At 72.1% G+C, this 14,162-nt stretch carries 13 protein-coding genes and 1 pseudogene; 8 read left to right on the top strand and 6 right to left on the bottom strand.

What is annotated here, in order from left to right; genetic code table 11:
• Nucleotide 1 precedes the first annotated feature (1 nt).
• On the top strand, nucleotides 2-838 hold the full coding sequence (locus ACFFIA_RS33940; protein WP_377259050.1) for a DegV family protein: 837 nt from the start codon (nucleotides 2-4) through the stop codon (nucleotides 836-838).
• Between the two features lie 224 nt (nucleotides 839-1,062).
• Here the strand turns inward: ACFFIA_RS33940 and ACFFIA_RS33935 are convergent, their stop codons facing one another.
• Both ACFFIA_RS33935 and ACFFIA_RS33930 read right to left on the bottom strand, forming a co-directional pair.
• Nucleotides 1,063-3,426 carry a ComEC/Rec2 family competence protein gene (locus ACFFIA_RS33935; RefSeq protein WP_377259047.1) on the bottom strand — a complete coding sequence of 788 codons (2,364 nt, stop codon included), beginning with the start codon at nucleotides 3,424-3,426 and terminating at the stop codon, nucleotides 1,063-1,065.
• Complete coding sequence (locus ACFFIA_RS33930; protein ID WP_377259044.1) at nucleotides 3,423-4,508, bottom strand: ComEA family DNA-binding protein; 1,086 nt, start codon at nucleotides 4,506-4,508, stop codon at nucleotides 3,423-3,425. Before ACFFIA_RS33930 ends, ACFFIA_RS33935 begins: the two co-directional genes overlap by 4 nt.
• A gap of 186 nt (nucleotides 4,509-4,694) precedes the next feature.
• Here ACFFIA_RS33930 and ACFFIA_RS33925 point away from each other — a divergent pair, with 186 nt between their 5' ends.
• The 3 genes and pseudogenes from ACFFIA_RS33925 to ACFFIA_RS33915 form a co-directional block, all read left to right on the top strand.
• Nucleotides 4,695-4,883, top strand: coding sequence for a hypothetical protein (locus ACFFIA_RS33925; protein WP_377259041.1), 189 nt, complete (start codon nucleotides 4,695-4,697; stop codon nucleotides 4,881-4,883).
• Between the two features lie 111 nt (nucleotides 4,884-4,994).
• A complete protein-coding gene (gene holA / locus ACFFIA_RS33920; RefSeq protein ID WP_377259038.1) occupies nucleotides 4,995-6,008 on the top strand; it encodes a DNA polymerase III subunit delta in 1,014 nt (337 codons plus the stop codon).
• A pseudogene (locus ACFFIA_RS33915) lies at nucleotides 6,005-6,304 on the top strand (hypothetical protein); the annotation flags it as partial. The gene holA and the pseudogene ACFFIA_RS33915, both read left to right, overlap by 4 nt.
• 1,109 nt (nucleotides 6,305-7,413) lie before the next feature.
• On the opposite strand, the gene rpsT reads toward ACFFIA_RS33915, so the two are convergent.
• Both rpsT and ACFFIA_RS33905 read right to left on the bottom strand, forming a co-directional pair.
• Nucleotides 7,414-7,680 (bottom strand): 30S ribosomal protein S20, encoded by a 267-nt coding sequence (rpsT, locus tag ACFFIA_RS33910; protein ID WP_377259035.1) that lies wholly within the window; start codon nucleotides 7,678-7,680, stop codon nucleotides 7,414-7,416.
• 238 nt (nucleotides 7,681-7,918) lie between these two features.
• On the bottom strand, nucleotides 7,919-8,902 hold the full coding sequence (locus tag ACFFIA_RS33905) for a phosphotransferase family protein (protein WP_377259032.1): 984 nt from the start codon (nucleotides 8,900-8,902) through the stop codon (nucleotides 7,919-7,921).
• Between the two features lie 48 nt (nucleotides 8,903-8,950).
• Here ACFFIA_RS33905 and ACFFIA_RS33900 point away from each other — a divergent pair, with 48 nt between their 5' ends.
• The 4 genes from ACFFIA_RS33900 to ACFFIA_RS33885 all read left to right on the top strand — a co-directional run bounded on the left by ACFFIA_RS33900 (nucleotide 8,951) and on the right by ACFFIA_RS33885 (nucleotide 12,258).
• Nucleotides 8,951-9,481 carry a DUF4240 domain-containing protein gene (locus ACFFIA_RS33900; protein WP_377259029.1) on the top strand — a complete coding sequence of 177 codons (531 nt, stop codon included), beginning with the start codon at nucleotides 8,951-8,953 and terminating at the stop codon, nucleotides 9,479-9,481.
• Nucleotides 9,482-9,572: 91 nt separating this feature from the next.
• Entirely contained in the window at nucleotides 9,573-11,432 is a 1,860-nt protein-coding gene (lepA, locus tag ACFFIA_RS33895; protein WP_377259026.1) for a translation elongation factor 4, read from the top strand.
• Nucleotides 11,429-11,929: an NUDIX domain-containing protein gene (locus ACFFIA_RS33890; protein ID WP_377259023.1), complete on the top strand. Its 501-nt coding sequence runs from the start codon at nucleotides 11,429-11,431 to the stop codon at nucleotides 11,927-11,929. The genes lepA and ACFFIA_RS33890 overlap by 4 nt, the downstream gene beginning before the upstream one ends.
• A 50-nt stretch (nucleotides 11,930-11,979) precedes the next feature.
• Nucleotides 11,980-12,258, top strand: a complete 279-nt coding sequence (locus tag ACFFIA_RS33885; protein WP_377259020.1) for a GlsB/YeaQ/YmgE family stress response membrane protein — start codon at nucleotides 11,980-11,982, stop codon at nucleotides 12,256-12,258.
• Nucleotides 12,259-12,324: 66 nt separating this feature from the next.
• On the opposite strand, the gene ACFFIA_RS33880 is transcribed toward ACFFIA_RS33885, so the two are convergent.
• Both ACFFIA_RS33880 and ACFFIA_RS33875 read right to left on the bottom strand, forming a co-directional pair.
• A complete protein-coding gene (locus ACFFIA_RS33880) occupies nucleotides 12,325-13,188 on the bottom strand; it encodes a hypothetical protein (RefSeq protein WP_377259017.1) in 864 nt (287 codons plus the stop codon).
• 82 nt (nucleotides 13,189-13,270) lie between these two features.
• Nucleotides 13,271-14,158, bottom strand: coding sequence for an enoyl-CoA hydratase-related protein (locus tag ACFFIA_RS33875; RefSeq protein WP_377259014.1), 888 nt, complete (start codon nucleotides 14,156-14,158; stop codon nucleotides 13,271-13,273).
• Nucleotides 14,159-14,162: the final 4 nt, after the last annotated feature.

Genomic DNA, 14,162 nt, shown 5'->3' with positions numbered 1-14,162 from the left:
CATGCGTGTCGCGGTCGTCACCGATTCCACCGCGTATCTCCCTGCCGGGCCCGACGTCACCGTCGTCCCGCTCACCGTCGTGATCAATGGTGTCGAGGGCCGCGAGGGCGTGGACACCACCCCCTCCGAGGTGGCCCGCACACTGGGCGCGCGGCGGGTCGCCGTGACCACCTCGCGGCCGGCGCCGGAGCTGTTTGTGTCGGCGTACCGCCGCCTGCTCGACGCCGGGGCCACCGGGGTCGTGTCGCTGCACCTCTCCGCCGAGCTTTCCGGGACCGTCGAGTCGGCCTCGCTCGCCGCGCGCGAGGTGGGGGAGCAGGTCGCGGTGGTCGACGCCCGCTCGACCGGCATGGGGCTCGGCTTTCCGGTGCTCGCGGCCGTCGCGTCCGCCGCCGCGGGCAATGACATCGAGGAGGTACGCCGCGCGGCAGCCGATGCGATCACCCGCACCACCACGCTGCTCTACGTGGACACGCTGGAGTTTCTCCGGCGGGGTGGGCGCATCGGGGCGGCATCGGCACTGCTGGGCACCGCGCTCTCCGTCAAGCCGATCCTGCATGTGTCGGACGGCGCGATCGTGGTGCGCGACAAGGTGCGCACCGCCAGCCGTGGCCTGGCCCGCCTGGTCGACCTGGCCGTCGAGGCGGCCGGTGAGTCCGATGTGGACGCCGCGGTGCACCACCTCGGTGCACCGGACCGGGCCGGTGTGCTCGCCGAGGCGCTGACCGAGCGGCTGGGCGACCGGCTCCACGAGCGGTACGTGACCGAGGTCGGCGCCGTGGTCGCCGCCCACGTGGGGCCGGGCCTGCTGGGGATCGTGATCCACCGCCGCGCGTAGGCCGGGGCTGGCCTTTGGCTCGGCGCCTTTGGCGACGGCGGTGTGGAAGGTGGTGGGCATTTGCGGGCGGTGCCCTTCCTGATGGCGGCGATGGTCTTGGCGTCGTGTTGGCTGGTTGTGGTGGCTATTCGCGGGTCGGCGTCCTTCGCGGCGGCGTGCTGCTGGTGTCGTGTCAGCGCGGGGTCGGCGTCCTATGCGGCGACGGCGTGTTGTTGGTGTCGTGGTCAGTGTGGGTCGGCGCCCTTCGTGGCGACGGCGAGCTGGCCGCTGGCGGTGCGCACGGCCGCCAGGTCGCCGTCGAGGTCGGTCCGCAGCACCTGGGCGCCGCCGCGGGTCAGCCGCCCGAGCACCGAGGCGCTCGGATGGCCGTAGCCGTTGTCGACGCCGACCGAGACCAACGCCAGCGCCGGATCCACCGCGTCGAGGAACTCGCCATCTTGGTAGGCGCTCCCGTGATGGGCGACTTTCAGAACGTGGGCGCGGAGGCCGGCCGGGCCGACCCGCTCCAGCAGCGCGCGCTGCTCCTCGCTCTCCGCGTCGCCGGTCAGGAGCACGCTCAGCCCGCCGACCGAGATGCGCACGACGAGCGAGTTGTTGTTGGGATCCGAGCGCGTGCCGCGCAGCTCGTGCGGTGGCCCGACCACCTCGACGCGCACCTGGCCGAGCACGCGTGACCAGCCAGCCGCCACCTCGGCGACCGGCACTCGGCGGGCGGTGGCGGCGCGGAGCACGAGCTCCCGCCCGTATGCCGGCTCGGGCCAGGACGTGGTCACCACCGCGCCCACCGACCGTCCACGTAGGACACCGTCGAGCCCGCCCATGTGATCGGCGTGGAAGTGGGTAATCGCCAGCAGGGGTACGGTGCGCACTTTGTGCCGCCGCAGGCAGCGGTCGGCCGCCGCCGGCTCCGGGCCCGCGTCGACCACCACCGCCTGCCCGGGCGCCACGGGCACGAGCACGGTGTCGCCCTGCCCCACCGAGCACACCGCCACGAACCATCCGGCGGGCGGCCAACCCGGCGCCACGAGCCGCACCGGCAGCGCGCCGATCACCACCGCCACGGCAAAGATCGCGGTGAGCCGGCGGACGAGGCGGCGGCGCGCGGCGACCAGGAACACCACCGAGAGCCCGCCGAGCAGAAGCGCGCCGAGCACGCCGTCAGGCCACGGGAGGTTGCCGGAGGGTACGCGCGCGCCGTAGCGGGCGACCAGGACCAGCCACCAAGCCGGCCATCCGCCGAGCCAAGCGGCGAACTCGGCGCCGGCCGGCCAGATCGGCGAGGCGATCGCCGCGCCCACGCCGAGTAGGGTGGCGGGCGCGATGGCGGGCACCGCGAGCAGGTTTGCCGGTATGGCCACGAGGCTCACGCTGCCCGAGAGCCCAGCCACCACCGGCCCGCACGCGAACTGCGCCGCAGCCGGCACGGCCAGCGCCTCGGCGGCACCGGCCGGGACGCCCCGGCGCCGGAGCGCGTCGCGCCAGCGCGGGGCGAGCAGCAGGAGGCCGGCGGTGGCCAGGGCGGACAGCGCGAACCCCGCGTTGCCGGCCAGCTCCGGATCCCACAGCACCAGCACCGTCACCGCCGTGGCCAGGGCAGGCACGGCCGCGCGCGGTCGCCCGCCGGCCAGCGCGATGAGCCCGATGGCGCCCATGGCTCCCGCGCGCACGACGCTGGGCGACGGGCGGGCCAGGATCACGAATCCCGCCAGGGCCACCGCGCACAGCCCCGCCGAGAGCCATGGGCCGGCGCGTGCCCAGCGTGCCAGCAGCAGCACCGCGCCGATCACGATTGCCACGTTGGCGCCGCTCACCGCCACCAGATGCGTCATGCCCGTGGCGCGAAAGTCGTCGTCGACCGCCGGATCCAGCCGGCTCGTGTCTCCGACGACGAGGCCGGGAAGCAGCCCGCCGGGCTCGTCCGGGAGCGGCTCGCAGGCGCGCTGCAACCCCGTGCGGAGCACCCCGGCGGCCCGCTGTGCCCACGACGGCTCGCCGTGCAGGACGGGCGGGCCGGTGGCCGAGACCATCGCCGCGCTGAGGTCGCCGCGCCCCGCCGGCAGGAGGCGGCCGTTGGCGGTGAGTCGCTGGCCGGGCAGCAGACCGCGCCACTCCGGGGCGCTGGCGAGCACGAGGACGCGCCCCCGTATCCCGATCGCGCCCTCCTCGCTCCGTACGCCCCGGAGATGGGCGGCCACCAGGTAGGTCTGCGGCCGGCCGGCGAGGGACCGGACCGGTCGGGGGTCGTCGCGCACGACCAGCTCGACGTCGACGCGGGCATGCTCGCGGACCAGCGCGGCGAGCGGCTCAGCGTCGCGAGTGGACACTCGTGCGGCCGTCGCGGCGCCACCGCACACCACACCGAGCAGCACGCTGAGCACGACCCAGCCGTGCGGGATCGCCCGCCGCCGCACGCCCAGCGCCACCAGCGCCGCGACCAGTGCGGCGATCGTGCACATCGCGATGGCGGCGCGCACCGGGAAATACAGCGTGGCGAGGGCGGAGAGCCAGGTCGCGACGGCCAGCCCCGCCAGCCGCAGATCGGGCGGCTTCGCGCTGGTCACCGCCGCCCGCGCGTCGGTGCTGCTCACACCGTCACCAGATCCTTGAGCTGCTCGTATCGCGTGTCGCCGATGCCGTCGACCTGCCGCAGGTCGCTGACGGTGCGGAAGGGACCGCTCTTCTCGCGGTGGTCGAGGATGCGCTGAGCGAGCACCGGGCCGACGCCGGGCAGCCCGTCGAGCTGGCTGAGCGTCGCGGTGTTGAGGTTGACCATTTCGCCGGCGGCGGCGCCACCGCTCGCACCGCCGGGCGGGGCGGGACCGGCCGGGCCGGCGACCGCGCCGGGCGGTGCGGTGACACCGACCAGGATCAGCTCGCCGTCGCTCACCTTGCGGGCGAGGTTGAGCAGGGCGACGTCGGTGCCGGGCAGCGCGCCGCCGGCCGCGGCGAGGGCGTCGGCCACCCGGCTGCCGGCGGGCAGCCGCACGAGGCCGGGATTGCGGACCTTGCCTGCCACCGCGACCACGACCTCGGCACCGCTCGGCGAGGCTGTGGGCGAATCCGGCGGGGCGCCGCGCGGATCCTGCTGGTCGTGGAGCGGATCCTGCTGCGCGGCGGCCGGGGCGGGCTCGGCCACCACCGGCTCGGCACGCGGGCGGGACCGCCACGCGATGACCCCCGCCACGAGCACCACGACCGCCGCGAGCACGGCGAGGGCGCGCACGCCTCGGCGCCCCGGGTCGAACGCCGAGCCGCCGCCGGCGCGGCTGGGACGCTCGTCATCCGTCCCCTCGGCCGTCGCGGGACGGCGTGGGCGGACGACGCCGGCTCCGGGCGCGGTGGTGCTCTGGCGCTGAAGGGCACCGGGCTGGACCTGCGCACCGACGCCGAGCGGCAGGACGGGCCGCCCGACATCGCTGACCGGGCCCGGCGGGCCGTCGTCGGCGGCGGGAGAGAGCAGGGCGCGGTCTGGCGTGGGCCAGATGCCGTGGGCGACCGGGGGCGGCAGCGCCATGAAGGACGGCTCGACGTCCGCCAGCGGCGGCAGGCCATGAGGTGCCGGTGGCGGCAGTGCGCGGGCGGCCGGCGAGGGCAGCGCACGCTCCGGCGCGAACCGCGGGCCGTGGGCGGCAGGAGGGGGCAGCGGGTCGTCCGGCTCCGAGGAGGGCACAGCGGGCGGGCCGCCCGCTGCCTGATGGGCCGCTTGTCCGTCTGGAAAGCCCGCCGCCAAGCGGTGGAGGCGTTGCCGAACCGCCATCTGATCGTCCTTGGATGCCCCGTGCACGCCGCGACGCTAAGCCCGCGAAACCGGCCGGAACAGCGCCGCCAACCTCCCCTGTGGACAACCTGTGGTCCTGTGGAAAACACCCTGATCAAGCCCGGGATCTGCTATGACGAACGGCGATCGAGCCCTGGCATGCTCGCGGGCGACGACAAGGCCGCCGCGCAGGACGGTGGGGACTGTCCACGTAGGTCGAATGTTGTGGACGGTCCGGACGTGCCGTACCTCATCGCGAACTCTTTCCGCGCGTTCGCGCGGCGATGATGGTCGACACCTCCTCAAACCACGGTGATTTGTCCGCTTTTGCAGTCGGCGATCCGTCAGCAACCCGATCGAGTGAGCGAACGTGATACCCCGGCGAGCAGCCGTGCAAGTATGGGCTGCGTGACAAAAGGAGCCACCGACTCGATTGTGCTCGTCTCCGGCGACGAGGAACTGTTGGTCACGCGAGCCGTGGCCCACGCCGTCGAGACCGCCCGCGCCGCCGATCCCGGTGCCGACCTGCGGGAGTACGAGGGTGGCACGCTCGGCGCCGGCGAGATCGCGGAGATGGTCAGCCCGTCCCTCTTCGGCGGGCGCCGGGTCCTGGTGATCCGCAACGGCCAGGACGCCAAGAAGGACCTGACCGCGGCCCTTCTGTCGTACGCGAAGCAGCCCGACCCCGACGTCACGCTGGTGATTACGCATCCCGGCGGGGCGAAGGGCAAGGCGCTCGCCGACGGTCTGAAGTCGGCCGGTGCCACCGTGGTCCAGGCGATGAAGCTGAAGGGCAACCGCGAGCGGGTCGCGTTCGTGCGTGACGAGTTCCGGCGGCTGGGCGGCCGGTGCACCGACGACGCGGCCGAGGCGCTGCTCGCCGCGGTCGGCAACGACCTGCGCGAGCTGGCCGCCGCCTGTTCACAGCTCGTCGCCGACACCGACGGGCGGATCGGCGCCGACACGGTGGCCCGCTACTACCGCGGGCGGGCCGAGGTCAGCGGCTTCACGGTCGCCGACGCGGCGATGGTCGGTGACGTGCCGGGCGCACTGGAGGCGCTGCGGTGGGCGCTGCACGTGGGCGTCGACCCGGTGCCGATCGCCGATGCGATCGCCGACGGCGTGCGTACGGTGGCGCGGGTCGCGTCGGCCGGGCGGGGCAGCGCGTACCAGTTGGCGAGCAGCCTCGGCATGCCCGCCTGGAAGATCGAGCGCGCGCAGCGCCAGGGTCGCGGTTGGAGCCCGGAAGGGCTGGTCGACGCGATGCGCGCGGCCGCCGAGTGCAACGCCGAGGTCAAGGGCGGCTCAGACGACCGGGGGTACGCGCTGGAGCGCGCCATCTTCGCGGTGGCGGCAGCACGGCAGGGCACGGGCGCTTCCGATGGGGCGCGGCGAGGGAGTGGCGTGCGATGACCAAGCGGACGGTCCGGCGGCCGACACAGAGCGACGCGGCGGTGCGCTACCGCCCGATGTACGCCCGCGCGCTGGGCCTGCGCTACCTCCATCCGGGCGGCATGCTCTGCTTCGTGTTCTTCGAGGGGACGATCGCGCTCGGCCTGCTGATCGCCCTCGCCGAGCTGCTGAGCTGGTGGGTGGTTCTCATCCTGCCGCTGTCGGTCGCGGCGATGGTGAAGGTAAACGACCTGGTGGCGGGCGCGGTGGCCCGTTCGGCCGCGCGCATGCCCGAGATCGAGCGGGAGCGGCTGCGCCGCGAGGTGGGTGCGTTCATGCCGACGCTCCTCCTGGCCACCATCACCCCGCGCTCGGGCCGGCTCGCCCAGCACGCCGCCGCCGAGCCCGCCGCCGCCGAGCCCGTGGCCGTGACGCCTGCCGGCGCTGGGGAGACCATCACCGCTGAGGCTGAGACCGACGTGCCGGCGGCCGACGATCGGGCCACCGCCGAGATGCCCCGGCAGCCGTTCGATCCGGCCGAGGCGGGGCGGCGCGACACGAGCGGGCGGTACGCCGCCGCGGGTCGCTACCTCGACGCGGCGTGGCGGCAGCACGCATACGCGATGGCGCATCACGCCGACAGCGCCGATCAGCCCAGCCAGCGGGAGCGCCAGTCGGCGAGCCGCCGCTACGAGTGATCAGCCGCCCAAAGCGAAGGCCACCAACCACGCCCAAGCGACGGGCGCAAGCCGCGGAAGAAAGCCGCCAGCCACACCTAGATGATCCGTTCCAAGGGACAGATTTGGGCTGCCGCGATGCTCGTCGTGGTCCAGGCCGCTGCTCCCGCAGCCTCACCCTCCGCGGTTTCAAGCCCCGCCGGTGAGCGGTCTTCCCTCCAGGAACACCGGGGCGTCCGTTTCCTGTCGCCCGCCGCGCGTCCGTGGCGATTTCTTGACCCCATAGAGCCTGTTGCAAAATTGCTCGATCACAGTGAGTGTCGAGAAGAACACGGCTGTATCGGTCGCTGGCCGTCGAACGGCGGCCAGCGAGGGTTAGCGCGACCCTCAGTTCGCGCGAATCTGACGATTTTGCAACAGGCTCCAGAGGGGCAACTTCTCGCCACGCACGGACCCGGCCCCCTTGGTCTGGAGGCCCGCGGTCGAACCGGCCCCGGGGTGCGGCGACGCTAACGGGTCATGTCAGCCCTTGGAACAGATCATCTAGCGACGGCAGCCAGGAAGGCACACCAGACGACGGGCCTCAGCCGCCCAAAGGGACGGGCCGCCGGCCGCGAAAAGCCGAATACAACGGTCAACCAGCGTCAGCTACGCAAAAGCGGTCAAACCGGTCATGCCTCGGCAAAACGACGGGCACCGCGTACGGAGCGACGTGGCTCCGGCGGTGCCCGAAGGTGGTGCGGCGTGTGTCAGGCGGCCTGCGAGTGCAGGCGCTTGGCGATTGCCGACTTGCGGTTGGCGGCCTGGTTTTTGTGGATCACGCCCTTGCTGACAGCCTGGTCGAGCTTGCGCGAGGCGTCACGCATGAGCGCGGTCGCGTTCTCGACGTCGCCCGCCGCAGTCGCCTCGTGGAACTTGCGGATGGCGGTCTTCAGCGACGACTTGACCGACTTGTTACGCAGCCGGCGCTTTTCGTTCTGCCGGTTGCGCTTGATTTGGGACTTGATGTTCGCCACGCGACAGCCTCGTCCTTGTCGTTCAGGGTTTTCGGGCATCTGAGCGCACGCGACATCTCCACATCACCATGCGCGACGCACCAGATTACCAGCCAGCCCCGCGCCCAGCCAAAACGGGCAGCTAGGGCCTGTTTCACACGGGCATCGCCGGCCTGCGGCACCGGACTCCGCCTCGACTCAGACCGACCCTCATGAAACTCGACCCGCCCTCAAGAAACAGGCCCTAGCGGGACCAGCCTCAGGCCCAGCCGCGGCGGGACGCCAGCCAGGCCAGCGCCACCTCGCCGGTCCACCGCTGGTGCCCCACCAGGTGTGGCGAGGCGCTGGTCGGGCCCGCCTCCGCCCGGGTCAGCAGGTAGCCGCCCAGCGCCGCCAGCGCCGCGTCCAGACCGTCCGGCGGCGCGTCTCGCGCGGTCGGATGCTCGGCGAAGAGGGCGTCCGCGTCGAGGTCGCTCGCGTACGCGGTCATGAGCAGCGAGACCGTGTCGAACCAGGCCGGGCCGAAGCAGATCCAGTTCCAGTCGCAGAGCCAGGCGGCGCCGCTCCCGTCGATGAGTACGTTGTCGAGGCGCAGGTCACAGTGGGTCGCCGAGCCGGTGCGGACCAGCTCGGGGAGGGCCGCCTCCAGCGCCACGAGCTCGTCGAGCTGCTTTTCGACCCAGGGTGGCACCGGCGGCATGGCCTCCCGCCCGGTCGCGATCTCCCGCCACCAGGAGAGGTCGTGGCGGATCAGCTCCGACAGGGTGGGCATGCCGACCGCGACCAGCTCGGCGGGCGGCTCGCGGAGTGCCTCGGCGGCGACCGCCCAGGCGGCGAGCGCGGCGTCGAGCTCGGCCGGCTGCCACGGCAGGCCGGGCATCCGCCCCTCGATCGCCTCCAGGCAGATCACGTAGTGGCCGGCGGCGGTCAGCGTCCACTTCGGTCGGGCGGCTGGGACGGCGGCGGGCAGCGCGGCGGTGACCGCCACCTCCCGGGCGTACCAGTCGGTGAGGTGGCGCTGCGTGCTCAGCGACGCCGCCTTGACGAAGACCCGCTGCCCGTCGGCCGTGTCGACCACGGCCGCGAACCCCCGCGTGAACCCGCCGCCCGCGGTGGTGGCCCAGGTGACCTGGGAGCCGAGCCGGGCGCTGATCGCGGTGCGCAGGTCACCGGGCAGGTCGGCCCAGGAAGGGCGCGCAGCGGTGGACGCGTACGAGACCGCCGGCATCGGCATCCTGGGCATGCACCCATATTGCCTTGATGTCATACCGGTCTGGCACAGTCGGACCCCATGAACACCAACGAGTTCTGGGCGCTGATCGGCGACGCGGCACGCGACGGCGGCACCCCGGACACCGTGGCGGATCGGGCGGCGACCACGCTTGCCTCCCGCGACACGAGCGAGATCGTCGGCTTCGAGCAGCACCTGCGGCGGGTCCTCGACGCCTCCTACAAGGTCGATCTCTTCGGCGCGGCCTACCTGGTCAACGGCGGCTGTTCCGACGAGGGCTTCGACGCGTTCCGGGGCTGGCTGATGGCGCAGGGGCGAGATGCCTACGCGCGGGCGGTCGGCGAGCCCGACTCGCTCGCCGAGCTGCCCGCGGTGCGCCGGGCGGCGCTCACCGGCGAGGAGCTCGGCTCGGAGAAGATGCTGGCCGTCGCGGCCACGGCACACCGCACCGCGACGGGCACGGAGCTGCCCGAGGAGCCCGCCGCAAAACGACCCAACACGGACGACTTCTGGGATTTCGACAACGAAGACGAGGTGCGTCGACGCCTCCCGCGCCTGGCCGCGCTCTTCAACGAAGCCCCACTGGAGTAGGGCACCGACCGCGACGTGGGACCATAGAGAGCGGCCGGCTCCTCGCCGGCCGTTCCCGCAGGTTGAACGAGAACGGACGACTGTGCCACCGATGAGCGCGAACAGCCCGGGCGCGACCGACCCCGGCCGCATCCGTAACTTCTGCATCATCGCCCACATCGACCACGGCAAGTCGACGCTGGCCGACCGGATGTTGCAGCTCACCGGGGTGGTCGACGCCCGGCAGATGCGCGATCAGTACCTCGATCGCATGGACATCGAGCGCGAGCGCGGCATCACGATCAAGAGCCAGGCCGTGCGCATGCCCTGGACGGTGCGGGAGGGTGATCTCCAAGGCGAGTCGGCCGTGCTCAACATGATCGACACGCCCGGGCACGTCGACTTCACCTACGAGGTGTCCCGCAGCCTCGCCGCCTGTGAGGGCGCCGTGCTGCTGGTCGACGCCGCTCAGGGCATCGAGGCGCAGACGCTCGCCAACCTCTACCTGGCGCTGGAAAACGACCTGCACGTCATCCCGGTGCTCAACAAGATCGACCTGCCGGCCGCCCAGCCCGACAAGTACGCCGAGGAGCTGGCTCACCTCATCGGCGGCAGCCCGGACGACTGCCTGCGCGTCTCCGGCAAGACCGGCGAGGGCGTGCCCCACCTGCTCGACGAGATCGTGCGCCAGTTCACCCCACCGGTGGGGGCGGCCGGGGCGCCCGCGCGCGCGATGATCTTCGACTCGGTCTACGACGTGTACCGGGGCGTGGTCACCTACGTGCGGGTCATCGACGGGCGCATCGAGGCTCGCGACAAGATCAAGATGATGTCCACCGGCGCGGTGCACGAGCTGCTCGAGATCGGCGTCATCTCGCCCGAGATGCAAAAGTCGCAGGCGCTCGGCGTCGGCGAGGTGGGCTACCTCATCACCGGCGTGAAGGACGTGCGCCAGTCCCGGGTCGGCGACACCGTCACGATCAACACGCGCCCCGCGAGCGAGGCCCTCGGCGGCTACAAGGATCCCAAGCCGATGGTCTACTCGGGGCTCTACCCGATCGACGGCTCCGACTACCCCGACCTGCGCGACGCGCTCGACAAGCTCAAGCTCAACGACGCCGCGCTCAGCTACGAGCCGGAGACCAGCGCCGCGCTCGGCTTCGGCTTCCGCTGCGGCTTCCTCGGCCTGCTCCACCTGGAGATCATTCGAGAGCGGCTGGAGCGCGAGTTCGGCCTCGACCTGATCTCCACCGCGCCCAACGTGGTCTACCGCGTGATCATGGAAGACGGCACCGAGCACACGGTCACCAACCCGAGTGAATACCCCAACGGCAAGATCGGCGAGGTGTACGAGCCGGTGGTGCGCGCGACCGTGCTCACGCCCAACGACTACGTCGGCGCGGTGATGGAGCTGTGCCAGGGGCGGCGCGGCACGCTGCTCGGCATGGACTACCTCTCGGCCGACCGGGTCGAGCTGCGCTACACGCTGCCGCTCGCCGAGATCATCTTCGACTTTTTCGACCAGCTCAAGAGCCGCACCAAGGGCTACGCGAGCCTCGACTACGAGCCCAGCGGCGAGCAGAAGGCCGATCTGGTCAAGGTCGACATCCTGCTGCACGGCGAGGCGGTCGACGCGTTCTCCGCGATCGTGCACAAGGACAAGGCGTACAACTACGGCGTCACCATCGCCGCCAAGCTGCGCAGCCTGATCCCGCGGCAGCAGTTCGAGGTGCCGATCCAGGCGGCGATCGGCAACCGCGTGATCGCCCGCGAGACGATCCGGGCGATCCGCAAGGACGTGCTCGCCAAGTGCTACGGCGGTGACATCTCGCGTAAGCGCAAGCTGCTGGAGAAGCAGAAGGAAGGCAAGAAGCGGATGAAGATGGTGGGCCGCGTCGAGGTGCCCCAGGAGGCGTTCATCGCGGCACTGTCCACCTCGGACGGTGGAGACGGCGGCAAGGCGAAGAAGTGACGGTGGAGGCGCGGTTCTGCCCGCGCTGTGGTGCCGGGCTCCGCGCGAAGCCGCCCACCACGTGCGCCGCGTGCGGCTACGCGCTCTTCGTCAACGCCCGCCCGACGGCCAACCTCATCGTCCACGATGGACACCGCTTCCTCGCGCTCAAGCGGGCGATGGAGCCGAGGGCGGGGCTGTGGGAGACGCCGGGCGGCTTCTGTGACGGATGGGAGGATCCGGCCACCGCCGCCGTGCGCGAGGGCCGCGAGGAGCTTGGCGTCGAGGTCACACTCGGTGAGTTCGTCGGCATGTACGTGGGCAGCTACGACTACCAGGGTGAGCGCCTGCCCGTACTCGACTGCTTTTTCCTGGCCACGCTCGACGGTGCACAGGTCAGGCTCGATCCTCGGGAGTCGGCGGACCTCGCCTGGTTCGATCTGGAGCGACCGCCACCGCTCGCGTTCGAGACGATGGACCGGGCTTTAAGTGACGCTGCGTCGCGTTTAGGGCGTTGAAACGACGGGCACCTTTTGCGGTGAGGACGAACCCCCGAAGGAGGACGACCGTGACCGCAACGGGCATTATCTCCGCGCTCATCATCGGGCTAATCATCGGCGCGCTCGGGCGGCTGGTGGTTCCCGGCCGCCAGAACATCCCCATCTGGCTCACCATGCTGATCGGCGTTGCCGCGGCCCTGCTGGGCAGCGTGATCGCCCGCGCCGCCGGCGTGGCCGCGACGTCCGGCGTGGACTGGATCGAGCTGTTCATCCAGGTCGTGCTCGCCGCGATCGGCGTGGCCCTGGTGGTGGGAGTGGGCGGACGCCGCGGCGTCAGTAGGTACTGACGCCGGTTCCGTCCTGAGCGAAGCACCGCCCGGGTCGCGCGACCCGGGCGGTGCTGTTTGCGAGCCCTACGAGGCGGCGTCGCCGAAGACCTCGGCGGTCACATGATCGGCCTGTCCCGGCGCGTCGATCTTGGACCAGGCGCCCTCGTCGGCCGTCCACTCCAGACCGCCGAACCGCACCCGCTTCACACCGTGATCGGTGGCGTGCGAGACCAGCCAGTGCGCGTAGCGCCAGCCGGCCTGCGGGCTGGCCGCCGGCACCGTCAAGCCGGTGATCTGCGCCGACGCCTCTAGGCGACCCCAGTCGAGGCGCAGCCCGTTGCCCAGCGCCTCGGTCGCCGCCGCGCCGCGCATCGCCGGCTCACCGTCGACCGTGCACGCCACCGCGCCGGTCGCGTTGCCGAGCAGCGCCTTGGTCAGCACCGTCGACTCGTCGGCCCACTTCTGGTATGCCTCCGGGTAGGCCGAGCGCTGCACCCGCTGCGCCGCGTCGGTGACCCGCATGTCCTCCCAGCCGCGCACCTTCTTCAGCGCGGCGTAGAACTTGTTGGCCGCGTAGCGCGGATCGCTGATCTGCTCGGGAGTGCCCCACCCCTGGCTGGGACGCTGCTGGAAGAGGCCGATCGAGTCGCGGTCGCCGCCGGCCAGGTTTTCCAGCTTCGACTCCTGAAACGCGGTGGCCAACGCCACCACGACCGCCCGCTCGGGCATCTTTCGCTGCATGCCGATCGCCGCGATCGTGGCCGCGTGCGCCATCTGCTCGGGGTTGAGCGTCACCTCGCCGTCGGCCTGCACAGTGCAGGCCCGGCTGTGCGGGCGGGGAAGGCTCAGGTTGGGGGACCAGTCATGCTTGCCGACGATTAGACCGAGCACTGCCACAAGCATCAGGCCGACGGCGGCCACTACCCCTGCCCGAATACGCACCGTCACCCCTCACTGAGTTGTCCGTCCAGGGTACGACCTGATTCTGACGGCGACCGTACCCGTGGCCGTTTTGGCGCGGAAGGGGGACTCAACCCCGCCTGGAGCCCTCAGGCACCCACGACGCGTGGCGTTTCTCCCGAAACGCTCGAACGCCTTCCCGCCCCTCCTCGGATTGGAAGTAGCCCACCGAGAGGGCCGACAGCTCGGCAAGCTCTTCACGTACGGTAGCGGTCGATCTCCGGTGCAGGATGCCTTTCGTACCGGCGAGCGCCTCCGGGCCGCCGAGCACCAGCGCGCCGCAGTAGGAGGCGACGGTGGCGTCCAGCGCCTCCGCCGGCGCGGCCGCGCTGACCAGGCCGATCTGCGCGGCCCGCCGTCCGTCGAACGTGTCCCCGGTCAGGAAGAGCTCGGCCGCTGCCCGCGGGGTGAGGCGGGGTAGCACGGTCGCCGAGATCACCGCGGGCACCACGCCCAGCCGTACCTCGGAGAAGGCGAAGGTGGCCTCCTCCGCGCAGATCGCGATGTCGGCGGCGGCCACCAGGCCGAGGCCACCGGCCCGCGCCGGTCCGCCAACGCGGGCCACCACCGGCTTGGGGCACTCCCAGATCGCCGCGAGTACGTCGCCGAGCATCCCCACCGGGATCCGCCCGCTCGCCGTGCCAGTTGGCGCTCGCTCCGCTCGCGCGGGCCCCGGCGGCCGGCTTGGTCCATCCTGGTGGTCGCCAGCCTCCGGGGCCGTAGCCTCGGCGGTCTCCTTGAGGTCGGCGCCGGAGCAGAAGACCGGCCCGGTGTGGGAGAGCACCACCACGCGTACCGACTCGTCGCCCTCGGCCGCCGCCAGCGCCTCCAGCAACTCGGTCATCAGGGGAGTGGAGAGGGCGTTGCGGTTGTGCGGGCTGTCCAGCGTGAGGGTCGCCACGCCCTGCCCGATCTCGACACGGACCAGCCTGTTGGATCGTTCGCTGCGCTCGCTCATGCGG

Origin of the sequence: Phytohabitans kaempferiae, from assembly GCF_042433955.1 — a bacterium.
In the GTDB taxonomy this organism is placed as follows: Bacteria; Actinomycetota; Actinomycetes; order Mycobacteriales; family Micromonosporaceae; genus Phytohabitans; species Phytohabitans kaempferiae.
Note: the sequence above shows the minus strand (reverse complement) of the source record. Positions and strands in the feature narration are given on the sequence as shown.

What these genes read in the sequence shown, in the direction of transcription:
- ACFFIA_RS33940 (WP_377259050.1), top strand. Translation starts at nt 2, where the DNA reads ATGCGTGTCGCGGTCGTCACCGATTCCACCGCGTATCTCCCTGCCGGG.
- ACFFIA_RS33900 (WP_377259029.1), top strand. Translation starts at nt 8,951, where the DNA reads ATGAACACCAACGAGTTCTGGGCGCTGATCGGCGACGCGGCACGCGAC.
- ACFFIA_RS33875 (WP_377259014.1), bottom strand. Translation starts at nt 14,158, where the DNA reads ATGAGCGAGCGCAGCGAACGATCCAACAGGCTGGTCCGTGTCGAGATC.
- ACFFIA_RS33905 (WP_377259032.1), bottom strand. Translation starts at nt 8,902, where the DNA reads ATGCCCAGGATGCCGATGCCGGCGGTCTCGTACGCGTCCACCGCTGCG.
- holA (WP_377259038.1), top strand. Translation starts at nt 4,995, where the DNA reads ATGGGCTGCGTGACAAAAGGAGCCACCGACTCGATTGTGCTCGTCTCC.
- lepA (WP_377259026.1), top strand. Translation starts at nt 9,573, where the DNA reads ATGAGCGCGAACAGCCCGGGCGCGACCGACCCCGGCCGCATCCGTAAC.